The organism is Neptunomonas japonica JAMM 1380, from assembly GCF_016592555.1.
GTDB lineage: Bacteria > Pseudomonadota > Gammaproteobacteria > Pseudomonadales > Balneatricaceae > Neptunomonas > Neptunomonas japonica_A.
In genome coordinates this window covers 3,852,813-3,871,512 of record NZ_AP014546.1, presented here as the reverse complement: position 1 = coordinate 3,871,512, position 18,700 = coordinate 3,852,813, and the positions used below count along the sequence as shown (strand labels likewise).

Below are 18,700 nucleotides of genomic sequence, written 5' to 3'. Positions count from 1 at the left end.
TATGTTTCTCGGTGATAATAGCCCGCGTCCAGTGCCGCAACAGCGCCATTGTATTTCACTCGATGAGTTGCTCAGTTTGCGTCACTGGCCGCCTGCTCGTAGTCCTAGCCGTCAAAGAATGGCGATTCGTGAGGGCCATCACCTTAGCCATATTCGTGGTCGTGGGATGGAATACGATGATGTGCGCGAGTATCAACCGGGTGATGATATTCGTCATCTGGATTGGCGCTTAATGGCGCGCACTGGTGAAGCGCATACTAAGTTGTACCGAGAAGAGCGTGAGCGTCCCGTTTTTGTGTTGGCAGACCTGCGCTCACCTATGTCTTTTGCGACGCAAGGGCATTATAAGTCGGTGTTGGCGTGTTATGCCGCGGCTATGACCATCTGGACAACGCTTGCAAATGGCGACCGTATTGGTGGACAGATTTTAGGTACAAAAGGTGAGCAGTTGTTTCGGCCCAGTAGTAATCGCCAGCAAGTGATGGCGATGATGGCGGCACTTGCTCAAGAGAGCAATGCGGCGGTTGACGTGCAGGGAGTAACAACACCGTTGAGCTTGTCGGATGTACTAGCAACGGCTGAGCACACTATCACGAGTGGCACCCTGTTATATATTTTCAGTGATTTTCACGATGTCGATGACAGTGTGCAGCAGCACTTGATGCGCTTGGCGCAGCGTTGTGAATTAAAGCTGGTGTTGATCTCAGATCCCTTGGAAGAAAAGCTTCCCCACGGTCGGCGCTATCGGTTTTTAGGCAGTGGCCGAGAACTGTTGGTTGATGCTGATCAGCAGCAACAGCAGCGCTATCATCAACAGTTCCATGCACGTATTCAGCTGCTCGAACGTTTGCGTAATCTACGCGGTGTGGAGTTCGCACATTGGCAAACCAATCAGCACCCCTTATTTCGATCACCGCTTATGAAGGAGACGGTTTAATGGAGCAGCTTCGTCCGATGCAGCTACCCGACCCTATTAGCTGGTGGCCGCTGGCGCTTGGCTGGTGGCTGTTGTTGGTGTTAATCATTGCAAGTGTGTTTGCTTTGCTTTGGTGGTTACGCCGTCGTTGGGCAGACCCGCGCCGTTATGCATTGGCAGAGCTGAAGAATCTTCAAGCCTGTTATTCTCCTGAGAGCAGTCAGCAGTCAGGTGGCCAAGCTGCACTGCTCACGCATTGCAATCAACTACTTAAGCGCACAGCGCTGACGCTCTATCCACGCCATGATGTTGCCTCGTTGTCAGGGGAGGCATGGATAGCGTTCCTACTAAGTAGCAGCAAAGGCTGTGAGGCAGAAGCATTGCAATGCCTTAAGAATGGCGCTTATCAACAAAACGTTGAATACGATAGCGCTGCCCTACTTAAAAGTTGTCGCCAATGGTTAAAAACAGCAGGTAAGGGAGGCCGCAATAATGCTTGATCTTGCTTGGCCATGGTTACTGATTTTATTACCTTTACCTTGGTTTGTTTGGCGTTTCTCACCTGCTGTTACGCAGTCACAACAGAGTGCACTGCAAGTGCCTTTTCTTGAAGCAATGGAACAAGCCGTTGGCGCTTCAGTTGTGGATAAGCGCCGCAGCCGTTTATGGATACTTCTGTTGGTGTATCTTGCATGGTGTTTGTTGCTGGTATCTGCCGCGCGCCCGCAATGGCTGGGTGAGCCTGTTCCTCAGCAGCGTGAAGGGCGCGATATGATGCTAGCCATCGACCTATCAGAAAGCATGCTAGAGGAAGACTTTGAGTTAGGTAACCGCCTAATCAACCGCTTAATAGCCACTAAGGTCGTTGCCGGTGATTTTATTGAGCGCCGTGAGGGAGATCGAATCGGTCTTATTCTGTTTGGTGAGCAAGCTTATTTGCAGGCACCACTGACGCATGACCGTCAAACAGTAAAGCAACTGTTAGATGAGGCGCAGGTAGGTTTAGCCGGTAAGACAACGGCTATCGGTGATGCCATTGGTTTAGCAGTAAAGCGCTTTAAAGAGATGCAAAACGAGCAGCGTGTACTGGTGTTAATTACCGATGGGACGAATACTGCTGGTGCTATTGAGCCTGACAAAGCGGCTGAACTCGCCGCTGTGGAAGGGTTAAAGATATACACGATAGGTATTGGCCGAGACCGCAGCCAGCGTGGGCTAATTAGCCGGTTTTTTGGCGGCGGTACTTCTCAGATAGATGAAGTGGCTTTAAAGAATATTGCCGCTAAAACGGGTGGGCAGTATTTTCGCGCTAGAGATTTAGCACAGCTATCTGAGATCTACACATTACTCAATGAATTGGAGCCCATCGGTCAAGATGAAGACTTTTATCGCCCTGTCGTATCGCTTTATCAATGGCCGTTGTTAGCGGGTGTTTTCTTGCTGTGCATAACGGCTTTATGGCAGAAGAGGAGGGTCTAAGATGTTGGCCGCGTTTCATTTTCAACAGCCCTTTTGGTTGCTACTTTTACCTCTATTCGCTGTGTTGGGTTATGGTTGGTTACGCCATAAAAGAAACACATCACAGTATTGGTCTGAAGTGTGTGATCCGGCGCTACTGCCCTTGTTAGTGAAAGAGGGGCAAGCAAGATCAAGCAGTGCCCCGGCTCTAGCCGTATTGGTCGCTGTACTCTTGTCGGTTGCTGCTGCACAGCCTGTATGGAAGCAACAGCCTGTGCCTGCATTTAAGCAAGGAGGTGCTGTTGTCATCGCGCTAGATCTGTCGGCTTCAATGAATGCGACAGATATTAAGCCGAGCCGTTTACAACGGGCGCATTTTAAAATTGAAGATCTGTTGGGGCGCCTTCCCGACAGTCAAGTAGCGCTGCTGGTATATGCAGGCGATGCCTTTGTAGTAACGCCGCTCACTGAAGATACCGGTACCATTTTAGCGCAACTACCCGTGATGACGCCTGAAATTATGCCTGCACAGGGTAGCCGTGCAGACCGTGCATTGGTAAAAGCGGGCGATATACTGGCACAAGCAGGTGTCAGGGGAGGGACGGTTTTATTAGTCAGTGATGAAGTGAGCCCCGCCCAAATTGCCGCTGCTGCTAGCCGTTTGGCTCAACAAGGGCGTAGCGTCTCTATTTTAGCGGTTGGAACAGCGCAGGGAGCCCCGGTACCCACACAGTTTGGACCAATGAAAGATCAACAAGGGCAAGTGATTTTGGCACGCACCGATATGCAGCAGATGCGTGAAGCCGCGAGTTTAGGGGGCGGTTCTGCCGTGCAGTTAGTCGCGGATGAGTCAGATCTGAGCACCTTAATTGCTACATTTAGTACTGGTCAGCGCGAAGAGGTAAAACAGGGCAATGAGGTTGAGCGTTGGGTTGCAGAAGGTCCTTGGTTTGTGTTGTTAGCTTTGCCTTTACTGTTACCTCTTTTTAGGCGAGGTGTTGCGAGCATCTTGTTGCCCGCTTTATGTTTTAGTGCCTTAAGCTTAGGTGGGTTAGGCATTGCGCCTAATGCGGAGGCGGGAAGTGAGCTTGACGTTAAGGAAGGTGCAGCGTCGAGTATATGGCAGGATTTATGGAAAACCGCCGATCAACAGGCAGCACAGCAGTATCAAGCTGGTGATAAAGCGGCGGCGGCACAAGCATTCAGTGATGCACGCTGGAAGCAAATAGCACAATATGAAACACAAGATTATGCCGCGGCTATAGAAAGCCTTCCTGAACCAGAGACGGCAGCTGATTGGTATAATCGTGGCAATATACTGGCACAACAACAACGATTAGATGAAGCCATTGCTGCTTACGAGCAAACGTTGCAGAGGGATCCTAAACACGAAAATGCGACGTTTAATAAGCAATTGTTAGAAAAACAAAAGCAGCAGCAAAAAGAACAAGACAAGAAGCAGAGCAAACAAGGTTCAAAAAGTAATTCAGAGCAAGACAGCGAACAAAAAAAGCAGCAAAATAGCTCTCAGCAACAAGGGCCATCTGATCAGCAAGATCAGCAAGGCCAAAAAAACTCATCAGCGGATAATTCTTCGCAGGGCGATCAAGATGAAAAAAACGCTTCGGCCGAAACGCCACAACAAAGTGAATCGGCCCAAAAGGATTCACCGAGTGAAACGTCAGATCAGACTACAGAGCAAGCCCAAGATGCTGAAGCGGCGAAAGCTGAAGAACAGCAGCGTGCGGCCGATTATCTTAAGCAACAGATGGATAAGGTTGGGCCATATGATGGCCAAGCGGCGTCCGGCAATGCTCAAGCACAATCTGCTGAACCTATCAGTGAATCTGAACAAGCACGACAGCAGCTCCTTAACCGAATAGTTGATGACCCTGCTGGTTTGTGGCGACGTAAGTTTATGTACCAATATCGTCAGCAGGCAGAACAACATTTGGGAGAAGAAAAAACATGGTAAGTGTTCGCCGTGTATGGCTAGTTGTTGTCTTATTATGTGCCAGCGTTAATCTTCAGGCGGCGGTTAAAAGTAGTATTAATCGCAGCATGATTGAGCAAGGCGAGAGTATTCGCTTGAGTATTGATCTTGAAGATATCGACGCTGACCAGATTGACTTAAAGCCACTAGAAAAAGACTTTGAAGTGTTAGGGCGAAGCCAGCAATCGAAGAGAATTATTCGTAATGGCTCGTACGAAAGCTCTTCTGAACTTATCCTAACGCTGTTGCCCAAACGTAGTGGCGACTTACAAATTCCCTCGTTAAGTGCTGATGGTGATCAAACCAGCTCGCATGCATTGCGCGTTACGACCGTGCAGCAGCCAACCGCTGCGGATGGCGGTATCGAGATGTTATCAACATTGTCGAGTGAGCAGCCTAGAGTGCAGCAGCCGCTTATTTACCAGTCAAGTTTGTTGGTGGGGCGGCAAATTTTCAACGCATCTTTGCAAGGCCCGAGCATCCAAAAGGGCAAGGCGCTTATCGAACCATTAGGTGAGCAGCGTCAGTACCAGCAGGCGCTTAAAGGCCGACAGGTTACCGTTGTTGAACAAACGTGGCTCATTACGCCAGAGCAAAGTGGCTCGCTAGAGATAGCGCCTGCCCAAGTCATTGGGCAAATACAGACCGGGCGCTTAACGCGCAACCCATTTGGGGGTGCTTTTTCAGACCCCGCCGCCATGCGTAGAATTCAGGTATCAGCACAAGGCTATCAATTAGATGTTGCTCCTATTCCTAGTAGCTTTAGTGGCCAAGTTTGGCTGCCTGCTGAAAATATTGTCTTAAGCGATGAGTGGAGTAGTGAGGAGTTCACAGTAGGGGAGCCGGTAACACGTACCATTAGGTTGGAAGCAGAAGGGCTTAGCCGAAACCATATTTCAGAATTGCCTTTGCCTGAAATCAATGGAATAAAACAATATGCAGCTAATCCAGAGGTGGCTCAGCAGTATGAAAATGATCGATTAACATCAGTTTTAACGCTAGAAGTCACGCTTATCCCTGAAAAATCAGGAGCACTGATCTTACCTGCGATTACTCTGCCTTGGTGGGATGTCAAAAGTGATAGTGAACAAACGGCAGTACTGGCGGCAAGAACCGTAGATATTTCCCCTGGGAAAGCGCAAGCCGTAACGCCATCACTATCAACTCAGGCGGCTTCGGTGCAAGCTCTAGCGTTAAATCAGGCTGCGGTTACTTCACCGCCATTAGCCAAACCTGCAATGCCACAGAGTACTGTTGATACTGCGTATAATGACAGCTTAACCCCATGGTTGGCTGTGCTTTTAGGTCTTATTGCAGGTAGTGTGATAACGATATTGGTTATGATTTTTTGGCAGAAAAGCAGAAAATCACAAGTCAAAACGATTGAAGTCGATACGCTGCTCCCGCAGCCTTCTTTAACGGCACTTAAGCAAGCATGCTCCAGTAATGATGTAACGCAAGCGCGTTTGGCTCTGATTCAGTGGGGCCAGAGTATATGGTCAGAATGCAGTAATTTAAATCAGTTGTCTGTGCGAGTAAGCCCTGAGTTACAAGCGGCTATTCGTGATTTGCAGCAAAACAGTTACAGCCAGAATGCTAATAGCCAATTTGCTCTGAAATGGCAGGGTGCTGAGTTATATAAAGCTATTCAGGCGTTTTCTGTCCCCCAAAAAAGTACAAAGAAAAATACAGAAAAGCTATCTCCTTTGTACCTTTCTTAAAGGAGAGGGAAGCTAGGTGATTATTTAGATTGATGTGTTTTACATTGGCTGCCAGCAACATGGCTCTGCACTAAAGGAGCCTCAGTCAACTCATCCGTAGGGTGATCGAGTTCACGCAAAATTCCGCAATCACGTGTAGTCAGAGCTGCGTGGCATTGGTTGCGCAGTTCAATAAGCTGTGTTTCCAGTATTGTTAACTCCGCTATTCTGGCTTGTACATGATGTATATGCTCATCAATTAATTCGTTGATAGTTTCGCAACTGTTATCGGGTTGAATGCGCGCTTGTAGCAGTACTTTTATCTCGCTGTGGGTCATCGCCAGCGTTCTGCAACGGCGAATAAAAATTAAACGTTCTAAATGGCCCTTATCATAACGACGATAGTTATTAGCAGGATTGCGCAGAGCCGGAGGCAATAGGCCTTCATTTTCATAGTAGCGTATAGTTTCTACCGTAACGCCAACTTGTTTGGCTAGTTCACCTATTTTCATACCTCCCCCGAATTGATGCTTTTCTAATCATGAGCCGCTTGACCCTAAAGCAACTTCAGGGTGTTTAATACTAAGCATACGACACAATGCAGGTGATAACTAATATGAAGGGCGATGCTATGAGTGACTCGATTGATAGTAGGGTGAGTGATCGCACGAAGAGTAATGCAGTAGAGCGCGTAGGCGCTTGCTGCAGCTCCGCGCATGAAAGCAGCTCTGCCCTCGAAAATAAAGAGCCAGATACCCAAGGGGCTAGTTGTTGTATTCCTGAGCCTTTATTAGAGTCGCTTAACACTTCTTCCTTAGGTCAGTCGCAAGTGGTTGCAGAGGGTTTGCGTACGCCGATACGTATTATGCAGATGGACTGCCCAACCGAAGAAGCAATGATTCGTAAAAAACTGGGGGGCATGCCAAGTGTGATCAGCATGGAGTTTAACTTGATGCAACGTATCCTCACCGTAGTGCACACCACGGACTCATTGAAAAGTGTGCTCGATGCGGTTCGTTCCCTCGGTTTTGAGCCTGAAGTACCAGATGCACAAGGCCAGCTCGCCGATGTGAGCGAACAAAAAAAAACATGGTGGCCCCTCGTTGTGGCAGGTGTGGCGGCAATAGCGGCTGAAGCTGTTTCTTGGATGGCAGCACCTAGCTGGTTAGCTGCTGTGCTGGCGTTGGTCGCAGTGGGCTGTAGCGGCTTAACAACGTATAAAAAAGGCTGGGTGGCGATTCGTCATGCCGACCTTAATATGAATGCGCTAATGAGTATTGCAGTCACGGGCGCGTTTATTTTAGGCCAGTGGCCAGAAGCTGCCATGGTGATGGTGCTGTTTACTGTGGCAGAGCTGATCGAAGTAAAGTCATTAGATAGAGCGCGCAATGCAATCTCTGGGTTAATGCAGCTCACACCCGATAATGCGACTGTTTTACAAGAGGATGGTTCATGGCAGTTGGTGGATGCTAAATCTGTTGTTGTTGGCAGTATTGTTCGTATTAAACCTGGCGAGCGAATTGGTTTAGATGGGCTGATAGTGTATGGCCGTTCCACGATAAACCAAGCACCTATTACGGGCGAAAGCTTGCCTGTGGATAAGGCAGAAGGCGATAAGGTTTTTGCTGGCACTATTAACGAAGCGAGTGCTTTTGAGTACAGGGTTACCGCTGCAGCAAATAACACCACCTTGGCGCGTATTATTCATGCCGTAGAAGAAGCGCAGGGAACAAAAGCACCTACGCAACGTTTTGTTGATCAATTCGCACGCTTATATACCCCTATTGTTTTTGTTATCTCGTTAGGTGTGGCGGTGTTGCCTCCTCTATTGATGGGCGCTAGCTGGTTTGATTGGGTTTATAAAGCGCTGGTCTTGTTGGTGATCGCTTGCCCATGCGCATTAGTGATATCGACTCCAGTGACGATTGTTAGCGGTTTAGCTGCTGCCGCACGGCGCGGGATTCTGATCAAGGGTGGTGTTTACCTGGAAAGCGGCCATCAGCTGAAATATTTAGCCCTAGATAAAACCGGCACGATTACGCATGGTAAGCCAGTGCAAACAGAGTTTGAAGTGCTGCTTACAGGCCGAGATGACGCAAGTACTGACGTTGCGAAAGAATGCCGCCGTTTGGCCGTGAGTTTAGCGGTGCGTTCTGATCACCCAGTATCACTTGCGATAGCTAAGGCGGCGGAAGGTGAGGGTATTAATGTGGATCACGCCCGTGTGGATAAGTTTGAAGCCTTGGCAGGGCGTGGTGTAAAAGGAGAAATAGACGACAAAGTATATTTCTTAGGTAATCATCGCTTGATAGAAGAACTCGGTGTATGTACCCCTGAACTGGAAATGCGTTTAGATCGTTTGGAGCAGCAAGGGAAAAGCGTTGTGATGCTGGCGGGCCGTCAGCAAGTATTAGCACTTTTCGCCGTTGCTGATACGGTAAAAGAGAGCAGCCGCAAAGCGATTGTCGAGTTGCAGAAATTAGGAATCAAAACCGTGATGCTCACGGGTGATAACCAACACACTGCAACGGCTATTGCTGGCCAGGTCGGTATTGATGAAGCACGGGGTAACCAACTACCAGAGGATAAACTGAGCGCTATTCAAGCAATGGAAGCTGAGGGTTTAGTGGGCATGGTTGGTGATGGGATTAATGACACTCCGGCACTGGCGCGTGCGCATATCGGCTTTGCTATGGGAGCGATGGGAACCGATACCGCTATTGAAACGGCCGATGTTGCCTTGATGGGTGATGACCTGCGTAAAGTGCCTTCATTCATACGCTTATCACGCGATACGCGTACCATATTGATTCAGAATATCTCGCTAGCGTTAGGCATTAAAGCGGTGTTTATGGTGTTAACTCTGATGGGCATGGGCACTATGTGGATGGCTGTTTTTGCTGATATGGGGGCTAGTTTATTGGTGGTTGGTAATGGCTTGAGGCTACTGAGAAAGTAACGGGGTTAGTGCTTGGTTTGTTTAAGTATCTGTTGTAGAAAAACCTCGGGTAGGTCGGGTTTACCATATAGATAGCCTTGGCCAATTTCGCATTGTGCATGTGTAATAAAGTCTGACTGTTCGATGGTTTCAATGCCTTCAGCAACGACATGTAGCTTCAGGTTGCGAGCCATAGAGATGATGGCTGATACTAAGTCTTGGTTACGGCTAGATTCTGCGAGACTTGATATGAAGCTGCGGTCAATCTTTATGGTATCAAATGGGAATTTTTGTAAGTAGCTCAGTGACGAGTAGCCCGTCCCAAAATCATCAAGTGAAATGCGTACACCGGACTTGGCTAAAATATTAAGAATTTCCAGTGCTTGTGCCTCATCTTGTAAAAGAACGCCTTCAGTTATTTCAACTTCTAGGCAATGAGGTGGTAGCTCGTAAAATTCAAGCAGCTCAAGAATATGAGAGGCCAGTTGCTCATCCCTGAACTGTACTGGGGAAATATTGACGGCAACATATGCGTCAACTTGATGGGCTTTACACCAATGGGCGGTTTGCTTTATTGCTGAACGAAGTACGAAGTTCCCTATGCTTAGGATCAGGCCGCTTTGTTCCGCAATAGGAATGAAGCTATCAGGTGGAACATTACCTAGTATCGAGTTATTCCAACGTAGTAACGCCTCTGCACCGATCACTTTACCTGATTGTGTGCAAATAAACGGTTGGTAGTGTAATACTAATTCGTTGTTGTTTAATGCATTAGAGAGTTGGGATTCTATTTGTAGACGAGTGCTGAGCTGGGATTGCATACTCAAATTGAAAAACTGGTATTGATTATCTGCTGCGCTTTGTTTGCTTGTTCGTGCCGCGCTGGATTTGCGTAAGAGTTCATCCATATCCAATGCGTCGTCAGGATATAAGGCAATGCCGATGCTAACAGATAATGGGATAGCCTGTTCTTGAGTGACAACCGGCCTGCTAAAACTGAAGAGTTGGCAAAGCTTGTTTGCTAGTTGAGCAGATTCCTCAGCAATGCTGTGCTCAGCGGTTGTGTGAAGAATAATAAATTGATCGCCACTCAGGTGTGCTAAAAATGCTGTAGCCGGAATGTGTTGTTTGAGTTGATTCGCGATTGTATGAATGACATTATCTCCGGCTTTATATCCGAAGTTATCATTAATCACTTTCATATTATTAATACCGACGTGCAAGACGGCTGCTGAAAGAGGGGCTAATGATACGTTTTCCAACGTGTTTAACTTTTCTTGTAGCAACTTTCTGTTAGGCAAGCCTGTGAGAGTATCGTAGTGGTTTTGTTGGTAGATGGTTTTTTCTGCAGAGTGTCGCTCATCTATCTCTTGGGATAGACGGTGGTAGAGTGTTTCTAATTCGCTGGTACGCTGGTGAACACGTTGCTCTAAGTGCTCATTTGCATCCTGTAGTTTGAACTTCTGATATAAAATAGTGAGGCTGGCTTCTACAGACTTTTGGAAACGGTACAATAATTGGCGGTTTTGCTCGTTATAATGATTTGCTTTGTTATCTAAGATACATATTGTGCCGAAGGCCTCTCCAGTGGGCCAGTTCAGAGGGAGCCCACAATAAGAAATCATACCTGCTTTTGCATCTGTGTTATGGTCCCATACAGGGTCAACTAAGGCGTTGGGTACTAATAGTTCTGCACGTTGCTTAATAACGGTTTCACAATATACACCTTTCCCTAATGCTTCTTTATAGCCAGTAGGGTAAGGATTGCTGGCGCTTTGACTACTGACAAATACTTCAATATTTTGAGTATGCACTCGCATGATTAATGACGCAGGAATTTCACAAATACTTGCGATTAGGTCAACAGATTGCTGCCAGCCATCAATAACATCATCTGGAATGGCAATAGTATGAATGTTTATAGCATCGTTCATTTGTACCTAATCTAGAAAAATAACCAATAGTCTTATAATAGGTTGGATTTTCGGTTTATCCAGTTACCGTTTGATTTAATAGGCTATCAAATAATAGGCGTAGTGTTTGAATTGTCGAAATAATAAAGGGCTACAAAAGCTTGCAGCCCTGATATTTGGGGCTCAAAAGGCTTAAAGAGAGCTAAGCCATATATTGGCCGCCGTTTACTGAAATGTTGGTGCCGGTAATAAAACCAGCATCATCTGCTGTTAAAAAAGACACTGCACGAGCAATCTCTTCTGGCTGACCCAAGCGTCCAATAGGAATACCACCAACAATGCTGTTTAATACGTTTTCAGGCACTTGGCGTACCATCGGTGTATCAATGTAACCAGGTGAAACCGAGTTCACTGTCACGCCTTTTTTCGCACCTTCCTGAGCAATTGCTTTAGTAAAGCCATATATGCCGGCTTTTGCTGCCGAGTAATTAGCTTGTCCAAACTGACCTTTTTCGCCATTGAGTGAAGAGATATTAACGATACGCCCCCAGCCGCGATTACACATCGCTTCAAAGATTGGCTGGCTCATATTAAACATAGAGTTTAGGTTCGTGCCTATAACAGCTTGCCACTGCTCCGGCTGCATCTTTTTCAGAGGCGCATCACGTGTAATACCGGCATTGTTGACCAGAATATCTACGCTACCTTCTGAACTTTCTACTTCTTCTAGTAAGCGTTTACAGTCGTTGAAGTCTGATACATCTACTGCCTTCATCGTGATATCAAAACCTTGCAGTTTCATCTCTTCTTGCCAGCTAGCAGCGGCAGCAGCATGCCCAGGTGCGAATGTACCCACAACCTTGCGGCCTTGCTCTGCAAGGGCTTTACACATTGATTCACCTAGGCCGCCGTTTGCACCTGTCACTATGGCTATTCGTTGCGTCATTTTCTTATCCTTATTCTTTTTAATAGATGATTAATTAAGTTTTTAACTAAATTTGAGATTGAGAGTTAGCTGCTCAGAAGCGATTTAATTGAAGAGGAGAGGCTTCGCTTATTTTGGCTCAGGTAAGCTTGGCTGCGCTTTTCAATGTTTGGCAGGTCATATAGGTAGTTCACCATAAACCCTGCGGCTTGATTTAGACCATTCACTGAGGTGTCTGCCATCCAGTTTAGTTGGGCTATTTGCGCGCCATTACTGAGATGGAAGTGCGTAACAGAGTCCGCCGCCGTACCACCAACACGTTCTGCTTTAGCAAGGTAATAAGTGGCTAATTTGATCAGTGGTGCTTTAAGTTGTGGTTCTGCAAGCTGCTCCGTTGTCAGTGTAAGCGCTTGATCTTGTATGTGGGGTAGTAGGGCTTTTCCGCCGGGTAATTGTTCTAGTTCTTCTGCGGGTTGTTTATGAATCCAGCGAGTAAGGCCAGGTATGGGCGAAAGTGTGGAAAACTGCTTCAAGTGAGGAAACTCATGTTGTAGTTCTTTCACGACTCGCTTAATTAAAAAGTTACCAAAACTGATGCCTGCTAACCCTTGCTGTGCATTGGATATGGAATAAAAAATAGCCGTGTCGGCTTGCTCAATATCGCCGACGGGTGCTGATTCATCTAACAAGGTTTGGACATTATCAGCCAACCCTTTTACGAGTGCGACTTCAACAAAAATAAGAGGCTCGTTTGGCATGTTGGGATGGAAAAATGCGAAGCAGCGTCTGTCTGAATCTAGGCGATTTTTTAGGTCATCCCAACTGGTAATGGCATGTACGGCTTCGTAGGCAATCAGCTTTTCTAATAGTTCTGCACTGGAATGCCAATTGATTTGCTCCAACTGTAATAGCCCAATATCAAACCAGCTAATCAGCAATCGTTTAAGGTCTGCTTCCAATGGCTTTAATTCGGGGTGCTGTTTTTGTAAAGAAAGAATCTGTGCGCGCATATCAACCAGAAATTTGATGCCTTCTGGTAACTCATTGAAAAGCGTCAACAGCTTCATTCTTGGGGGTTCAAGTACATTTCTCAATTGACGTGCGGCTTCTGCACGTGAGTCGTCGCTGGCTTCTTGCCAGCGCTCTATATACTGCTCTACATCCACACGATTGGTATCGTAGTGCATTGCTAAAATAGACAGGAATCGTTGCTGCCCGATAGGGTCCAACTCTAAATAGCTTTGTCCCAAAGTGGCGGCGCGAGCGCGTGACGCTATTTCTCCGCCCTTGTCCGCCAGGCAGTGATCAATCCATGTTCGGAGGATTGCTTCATCATCATTGCTTAGTTCAGGAGATAAGTTTAATCGCTCTAGCGTAGCGCGGTTATCAGTTGCTTCGCGCCAAGCCAGACGTATATGACTAAATGTGCGCTCTAAGAAGCTGTTGTTTGATGTAGCCACTATGCCTTACCTCGTTTTATGGAAAGGGGTTTACGTGCTTGCTATAAACACGCTAACAAAATAAAATAAAAACCAAGGGTTAATACTTGGTTTTTTAAGTGAAAACCATTAGTTTAATAATCATCAACACTTAAAACATGACAGATTTGGGGGATTTATGCAGGAACTACACGGTTTTTATCTTGAAGATTTAGAAGTAGGCCAGACGGCAAATTATGCTAAAACGATCACCGAAGCCGATGTGGTGTTGTTTGCTGGTATTTCTGGCGACGACAACCCGGTTCATATCAATGCTGAATATGCAGCACAAACTATGTTCAAAGATCGCATCGTGCATGGCATGTTTAGCGCTGCATTAATTTCAGCTGTTTTGGGTACACGCATGCCAGGGCCGGGCGCTATTTATATTGATCAACAGCTTAGCTTCAAAGCACCGGTGTACATTGGTGATACGGTGACAGCGACCGCTACTGTGATGGAGATTAATGAGCAGCGCCGTCGTGTAACGCTCAAAACGGTGTGTACTGTAAAAGGAAAAATAGTGGCTGAAGGTGTCGCAACTAATATGGTAGACCGTCGTCCAGTTGAGGATAAATAACATGATGTTACAAAAAGATAATTCGTGCTTGATGGTGATTGATGTACAAGCGCGCTTGTTACCCGGCATCCACGAAAGCGAGAAGCTGGTGGCGTATTGCGACTCATTAGTGGAGCTCGCCCAAGAGTTGAGCATTCCTGTTTTTGGAACAGAGCAATACCCAGAAGGCGTAGGCCCTACGGCAGATGGTTTGCGTGAACGTGTTGGTGAAGGTGAGTTTACAGGTAAAACTTTTTTCTCTTGTGTTGATGCACCGCAATTTCAAGACAAGCTAAAGACTATCACACAGGATCAGGTTGTGATCTGTGGAATGGAGGCGCATGCCTGCGTACTGCAAAGCGCGATGAGCTTTAAGGCGATGGGCAAACAGGTCTTTGTGGTGGCTGATGCTATTTCTGCTCGTAACCCTAAAGATACCGAATTTGCGATTGCTCGTATGCGTGAAGAAGGTATCAAAATCATCACGCGCGAAATGGTAGGTTTTGAGTGGCTGCGCCGTTCGGATGCCGAAGGGTTTAAATTATTTAGCAAAAAATTCCTTCGCTAAGTCAGCACAGTGATACGTAAAGCGGTGTTATGCCGCAAGGAGAGTAGGTAATCGATATGGGAATAAGTATGGAAAATAACAATAAAAGTCCGTACGAAAGCGGCCTTGGTAAGGTGCCGGCTAACTTTGAAGCACTGAGTCCGGTTCCTTTTATCGAACGTGCCGCTTCTGTTTATCCTAATCGCCCTGCGGTTATCTACGGCGATTTAGTTCGATCATGGAAAGATACCTATACACGCTGCTGCCAGCTTGCTGATGCACTGGAAAAGCGAGGCATAGGTAAGGGCGATACGATTGCTGCCCTGTTACCTAACTTGCCTGAGATGCTTGAGCTACACTTTGCAGCGCCCATGGTGGGCGCTGTTTTGAATGCACAGAATATCCGTTTGGATGCCGATACCATCGCTTTTATGCTAAACCATAGTCAGGCCAACGTACTTATGGTCGATGCTGAGTTTGCAAGCTTAGCTAGGGCCGCGTTGTTGCAGTGCGATCATTCGGTGTTGGTTGTTGATGTCGAAGATGTCGTCAGCGGATTTGATGAGCACATAGGTTCTCTGACATATGAGCAGTTATTGCAAGAAGGGGACGCTTCCTACCAATGGAGCTTACCTGATGACGAGTGGCAGGCGATTGCACTGAACTACACCTCCGGCACGACGGGTAACCCAAAAGGGGTTGTTTATCATCATCGCGGTGCTTATCAAAATGCCTTGAGTAATATTTTAGGTCAGAACTTACCACCGCATGCGGTATACCTGTGGACCTTGCCCATGTTTCATTGCAATGGTTGGTGCTACCCCTGGTCCGTTACTGCTGTAGCGGGTACGCATGTGTGCCTTCGTAATGTGCGCGCCGCTGATATTTTTACTGCATTGAGTGCTTATAAGGTCACACATTTTTGTGGTGCGCCTATCGTTTTAAATATGATGTTGAATGCTCCTGAAGCTGCCAATATTGTGCTTGAGCAAGAGGTTACAGTCACAACCGGCGGTGCCGCGCCGCCGGCGGCAATCATTGAGGGAATGGAGCGCTTAGGGATTAAAGTGGTGCATGCTTATGGCTTAACTGAAACCTATGGTCCCAGTGTTTTTTGTGACTTTCAGCAAGCATGGGCAGAGCTACCTATGGAGAAAAAAGCAGCCAAAATGGCGCGCCAAGGAGTTAGGGCGCCGGCAGTCGGGCGTCTTATGGTGGCCAATGCTCTAACGCTTGAGCCTTTGCCACACGATGGCGAATCGATGGGTGAAGTGTTTATTCGCGGCAATACGGTAATGAAAGGCTATCTGGCTAACCCGCAGGCAACGCAAGAAGCGTTTCAAGGAGGTTGGTTTCATACGGGTGATTTAGCGGTGTGCCACCCTGACGGTTATATCGAAGTCAAAGATAGAGCAAAAGACATTATTATTTCTGGTGGAGAAAATATCTCAACGCTCGAGGTAGAAAATACGCTCTATCAGCACCCCGATATTCTGGAAGCGGCAGTCGTTGCCTTGTCTGATGATAAATGGGGCGAAGTGCCTTGTGCGGTCATTACACTCAAAGCCGGAGCTGATGTCAGTGCTGATGACCTCATTCAGTTTTGTCGTGCACGTTTAGCGCATTTCAAATGTCCTAAGCAGGTGGTTTTCTCTGCTTTGCCTAAAACGTCCACCGGAAAGATTCAGAAGTTTGCATTGCGAGAATTAGTCAAAACAGCGCAATAATGAGAGCGTCGCTTGTGATCTGGTTTGCTATGATAGGAGGCTGAATGATATTGAGTTCAGGAAACAAACCACCAATGGAAGCTTCTCGTGCGCAGCAAGGCCAAAGCGCTTTAACAGATGATGCGGAACGTAACCGTTTGCTGGCAGAAATGGCTGAGCAATCGACCGATATGATTTCGCGTCATACACCACAAGAGTGGCGCTTTATCTATGCCTCTCCAGCCGTCACTCATCTGCTGGGTTATAGCGTTGATGAAATCATTGGTATGTCTGCATACGAGCTGTACCATCCGGATGAGGTGGAAGACTTTAAGCGTCGCCGCCCTAGCGTGTTCTATGAAAAAGGTTTTTATACCCATACTTATCGTTTTCGCTGTAAAGATGGTCATTATACGTGGCTAGAAAGTACTAGTCGCTCGATTCGAGATGCTCAATCTGGTGAGTTAAAAGAAATTCTCGTTGTTTCTCGTGATGTTAGCCGCCGTATCGAAGCAGAAGCACGTATGTTGCAATACCAAAAAGAACTTAATCGTGCTTCGCGTCTAGTGGTGATGGGGGAGATGGCATCGGGGTTAGCGCATGAATTAAACCAGCCCTTAACTGCGATTGTTAACTATGCGCGTGGAATCGAGCGGCGTTTAGAGGCTAAGCAATCTCTTTCATTAGAAGAGGTTACGCCTGTATTGCAGCGGATTACCTCTACGGCTATGCGAGCGGGTGGTATCTTGCATCGCATGATGGATTTTGCACGTAAGCAAGAGCCGGTTAGAGAGCGGCTAGACTTACATGGTCTAATTGATGACCTGCTAGAGTTTTGCGCGAGTTCAGCTGCGCAGAGTAATGTGTTGTTAGAAAACCGCACACCGGCCATTTTACCTCAGGTGATGGCAGATCGGGTGCAGCTTGAACAGGTGTTTCTTAATCTGATTTTAAATGCGATTGAGTCTTGCCAGACAAAACCGGAAGATGAGCCATTGTCTGTGTGGATTGATGCTTCTCTGGTGAAGAACGAACAGGTTATAATTTCAGTTTATGACCAAGGTGAAGGCCTTTCCGGCGATGTTGAACAGCTCTTTGAGCAGTTCTTCACCACTAAAGCTGAAGGGTTGGGTATGGGGTTATCGATCAGTCGCTCATTGATAGAGGCGCATGGTGGGCAATTACGCGGTGAAAAATTACCGGGTAAAGGCAGTGCTTTTCATGTGGTGTTACCGCTTTCCCTGTCGTCTGTTGAGGAGTTGAATGAGTAACCAAGCGAAGCAAATTATTTTTGTTGTTGATGATGATGCTGATGTACGTGATTCACTCAAGTGGTTGCTGGAGTCTGTCGATCTTAATGTGACGGTGTTTGAAACGGCCCAGCGTTTTCTTGATGGTTGCCCTGAAAATGCTCAAGGCTGCATCCTCATGGATGTTCGTATGCCGGGTATGAGCGGTCTAAGTGCGCAAAACCAGCTGGCTGAGCGACGTATCTATATGCCACTGATTATGATTTCAGGTCATGCTGATGTAGACATGGCGGTATCAGCCATGACGCAAGGAGCACTCACTTTCTTACAAAAACCGTTCAGCGATCAGGCATTGATTGATATTGTTCAACAAGCCTTATTGCAAGACTCTGCGCGTTGTCACCAAGCAGAATTGATCAGTGATGTGCGTGTGTGTTATGCAAACCTTACTAAGCGAGAACGGCAGGTTTTTGAGGGTGTGGTTGCCGGTTTAGCGAATCAAGAAGTGGCTGACCACTTGGGTATTAATCGCAAAACGGTAGAAGGGCATCGGGCTAATATGATGACGAAAATGCGGGCTGGTTCGTTATCAGAGCTTATCCAAATGTCTGTTGCGCTAGGCCTAGTCAAAAGTTATGGGCAGCACTAAAATTAAAGCTAAAACAGTCTCTAAGAATTTAGGTGTGAATGTAAAATGAGTGTTAAAGGTACCCTTTATATAGTATCAGCGCCCTCTGGAGCAGGTAAGACCAGTCTAGTAAAAGCGTTGCTCAAGCAAGATCAACAAGTAAGAGTGTCTGTTTCTCATACGACACGTGATATGCGCCCTGGTGAGCAAGATGGTGTTGATTATAATTTTGTCACTATGGACATGTTTGATGGCTTAATTGCGCAGAAGCAGTTTCTTGAATATGCCGATGTGTTCACTAATAAATATGGTACATCTCAGGTTTGGGTTAAAAGTGAGCTAGATAAAGGTATTGATGTCATTCTAGAGATAGACTGGCAAGGTGCTGAGCAAGTTCGCCAGTTGATGCCTGATGCTGTGTCGATCTTTGTTCTGCCCCCATCACAGGGAGAGCTGCGTAAGCGCTTAACCGGACGTGGTCAAGATGACGTCTCTGTCATTGATCTGCGTATGTCTCAGGCGGTCAGCGAAATGGAGCATTACCCTGAATTTGACTATGTTGTGATTAATGACGACTTCGACATAGCATTAACTCAGTTGCAGGCAGTTTTGACAGCACAGCGTTTACAGCGTGATGTGCAGTGTGTACGCCATGCAGACTTGCTGAAAGACCTCTTGTCAGTTTAAGC

Annotated in this window: 16 protein-coding genes; 12 read left to right on the top strand and 4 right to left on the bottom strand. The window is 46.9% G+C overall.

Annotation, left to right across the window (positions count from 1 at the left end; all coding sequences use genetic code 11):
* Position 1: 1 nt before the first annotated feature.
* From NEJAP_RS18300 to NEJAP_RS18280, 5 genes are read left to right on the top strand one after another with little or no spacing between them, the layout of a single operon-like run.
* Positions 2-937, top strand: a complete 936-nt coding sequence (locus tag NEJAP_RS18300) for a DUF58 domain-containing protein (protein ID WP_201348531.1) — start codon at positions 2-4, stop codon at positions 935-937.
* The gene (locus NEJAP_RS18295; protein WP_201348530.1) at positions 937-1,416 is read left to right on the top strand and encodes a DUF4381 domain-containing protein; all 480 of its coding nucleotides are present in this window, start codon (positions 937-939) and stop codon (positions 1,414-1,416) included. Before NEJAP_RS18300 ends, NEJAP_RS18295 begins: the two co-directional genes overlap by 1 nt.
* The gene (locus NEJAP_RS18290; RefSeq protein ID WP_201348529.1) at positions 1,409-2,395 is read left to right on the top strand and encodes a vWA domain-containing protein; all 987 of its coding nucleotides are present in this window, start codon (positions 1,409-1,411) and stop codon (positions 2,393-2,395) included. The genes NEJAP_RS18295 and NEJAP_RS18290 overlap by 8 nt, the downstream gene beginning before the upstream one ends.
* 1 nt (position 2,396) lies before the next feature.
* The gene (locus tag NEJAP_RS18285; protein WP_201348528.1) at positions 2,397-4,349 is read left to right on the top strand and encodes a VWA domain-containing protein; all 1,953 of its coding nucleotides are present in this window, start codon (positions 2,397-2,399) and stop codon (positions 4,347-4,349) included.
* A complete protein-coding gene (locus tag NEJAP_RS18280) occupies positions 4,343-6,088 on the top strand; it encodes a BatD family protein (RefSeq protein WP_201348527.1) in 1,746 nt (581 codons plus the stop codon). Before NEJAP_RS18285 ends, NEJAP_RS18280 begins: the two co-directional genes overlap by 7 nt.
* Before the next feature lie 20 nt (positions 6,089-6,108).
* Here the strand turns inward: NEJAP_RS18280 and cadR are convergent, their stop codons facing one another.
* Positions 6,109-6,579, bottom strand: coding sequence for a Cd(II)/Pb(II)-responsive transcriptional regulator (gene cadR, locus NEJAP_RS18275; RefSeq protein ID WP_201348526.1), 471 nt, complete (start codon positions 6,577-6,579; stop codon positions 6,109-6,111).
* A gap of 119 nt (positions 6,580-6,698) precedes the next feature.
* On the opposite strand from cadR, the gene NEJAP_RS18270 reads away from it, so the two are divergent.
* Entirely contained in the window at positions 6,699-9,026 is a 2,328-nt protein-coding gene (locus NEJAP_RS18270) for a heavy metal translocating P-type ATPase (RefSeq protein WP_236590993.1), read from the top strand.
* Positions 9,027-9,031: 5 nt separating this feature from the next.
* Here NEJAP_RS18270 and NEJAP_RS18265 read toward each other — a convergent pair whose 3' ends face one another.
* From NEJAP_RS18265 to NEJAP_RS18255, 3 genes are all read right to left on the bottom strand, one after another.
* Positions 9,032-10,939, bottom strand: coding sequence for an EAL domain-containing protein (locus tag NEJAP_RS18265; RefSeq protein ID WP_201348524.1), 1,908 nt, complete (start codon positions 10,937-10,939; stop codon positions 9,032-9,034).
* Positions 10,940-11,120: 181 nt separating this feature from the next.
* Entirely contained in the window at positions 11,121-11,864 is a 744-nt protein-coding gene (gene phbB / locus NEJAP_RS18260) for an acetoacetyl-CoA reductase (protein ID WP_201348523.1), read from the bottom strand.
* A 65-nt stretch (positions 11,865-11,929) separates the two neighbouring features.
* Positions 11,930-13,303 (bottom strand): malonyl-CoA decarboxylase, encoded by a 1,374-nt coding sequence (locus NEJAP_RS18255; RefSeq protein WP_236590992.1) that lies wholly within the window; start codon positions 13,301-13,303, stop codon positions 11,930-11,932.
* Positions 13,304-13,460: 157 nt separating this feature from the next.
* Here NEJAP_RS18255 and NEJAP_RS18250 point away from each other — a divergent pair, with 157 nt between their 5' ends.
* The 6 genes from NEJAP_RS18250 to gmk all read left to right on the top strand — a co-directional run bounded on the left by NEJAP_RS18250 (position 13,461) and on the right by gmk (position 18,698).
* Positions 13,461-13,901, top strand: a complete 441-nt coding sequence (locus tag NEJAP_RS18250) for a MaoC family dehydratase (RefSeq protein WP_201348522.1) — start codon at positions 13,461-13,463, stop codon at positions 13,899-13,901.
* A 1-nt stretch (position 13,902) separates the two neighbouring features.
* Positions 13,903-14,448, top strand: coding sequence for a hydrolase (locus tag NEJAP_RS18245; protein WP_201348521.1), 546 nt, complete (start codon positions 13,903-13,905; stop codon positions 14,446-14,448).
* A 68-nt stretch (positions 14,449-14,516) separates the two neighbouring features.
* On the top strand, positions 14,517-16,154 hold the full coding sequence (locus NEJAP_RS18240) for an acyl-CoA synthetase (protein WP_201348520.1): 1,638 nt from the start codon (positions 14,517-14,519) through the stop codon (positions 16,152-16,154).
* Between the two features lie 44 nt (positions 16,155-16,198).
* Entirely contained in the window at positions 16,199-17,404 is a 1,206-nt protein-coding gene (locus NEJAP_RS18235; protein ID WP_236590991.1) for an ATP-binding protein, read from the top strand.
* Positions 17,397-18,032 (top strand): response regulator transcription factor, encoded by a 636-nt coding sequence (locus tag NEJAP_RS18230; protein WP_201348519.1) that lies wholly within the window; start codon positions 17,397-17,399, stop codon positions 18,030-18,032. The genes NEJAP_RS18235 and NEJAP_RS18230 overlap by 8 nt, the downstream gene beginning before the upstream one ends.
* A gap of 45 nt (positions 18,033-18,077) precedes the next feature.
* Positions 18,078-18,698, top strand: coding sequence for a guanylate kinase (gene gmk, locus NEJAP_RS18225; RefSeq protein WP_201348518.1), 621 nt, complete (start codon positions 18,078-18,080; stop codon positions 18,696-18,698).
* The last annotated feature ends 2 nt before the right edge of the window (positions 18,699-18,700 follow it).

Bases quoted from the DNA above. Each gene is read 5' to 3' on its own strand.
- NEJAP_RS18240 (WP_201348520.1), top strand. From the start codon at position 14,517: ATGGAAAATAACAATAAAAGTCCGTACGAAAGCGGCCTTGGTAAGGTG.
- NEJAP_RS18300 (WP_201348531.1), top strand. From the start codon at position 2: ATGTTTCTCGGTGATAATAGCCCGCGTCCAGTGCCGCAACAGCGCCAT.
- phbB (WP_201348523.1), bottom strand. From the start codon at position 11,864: ATGACGCAACGAATAGCCATAGTGACAGGTGCAAACGGCGGCCTAGGT.
- gmk (WP_201348518.1), top strand. From the start codon at position 18,078: ATGAGTGTTAAAGGTACCCTTTATATAGTATCAGCGCCCTCTGGAGCA.
- NEJAP_RS18280 (WP_201348527.1), top strand. From the start codon at position 4,343: ATGGTAAGTGTTCGCCGTGTATGGCTAGTTGTTGTCTTATTATGTGCC.
- NEJAP_RS18230 (WP_201348519.1), top strand. From the start codon at position 17,397: ATGAGTAACCAAGCGAAGCAAATTATTTTTGTTGTTGATGATGATGCT.
- NEJAP_RS18270 (WP_236590993.1), top strand. From the start codon at position 6,699: ATGAGTGACTCGATTGATAGTAGGGTGAGTGATCGCACGAAGAGTAAT.
- NEJAP_RS18295 (WP_201348530.1), top strand. From the start codon at position 937: ATGGAGCAGCTTCGTCCGATGCAGCTACCCGACCCTATTAGCTGGTGG.
- NEJAP_RS18235 (WP_236590991.1), top strand. From the start codon at position 16,199: ATGATATTGAGTTCAGGAAACAAACCACCAATGGAAGCTTCTCGTGCG.
- NEJAP_RS18285 (WP_201348528.1), top strand. From the start codon at position 2,397: ATGTTGGCCGCGTTTCATTTTCAACAGCCCTTTTGGTTGCTACTTTTA.
- NEJAP_RS18245 (WP_201348521.1), top strand. From the start codon at position 13,903: ATGATGTTACAAAAAGATAATTCGTGCTTGATGGTGATTGATGTACAA.
- NEJAP_RS18265 (WP_201348524.1), bottom strand. From the start codon at position 10,939: ATGAACGATGCTATAAACATTCATACTATTGCCATTCCAGATGATGTT.
- NEJAP_RS18290 (WP_201348529.1), top strand. From the start codon at position 1,409: ATGCTTGATCTTGCTTGGCCATGGTTACTGATTTTATTACCTTTACCT.
- NEJAP_RS18250 (WP_201348522.1), top strand. From the start codon at position 13,461: ATGCAGGAACTACACGGTTTTTATCTTGAAGATTTAGAAGTAGGCCAG.
- cadR (WP_201348526.1), bottom strand. From the start codon at position 6,579: ATGAAAATAGGTGAACTAGCCAAACAAGTTGGCGTTACGGTAGAAACT.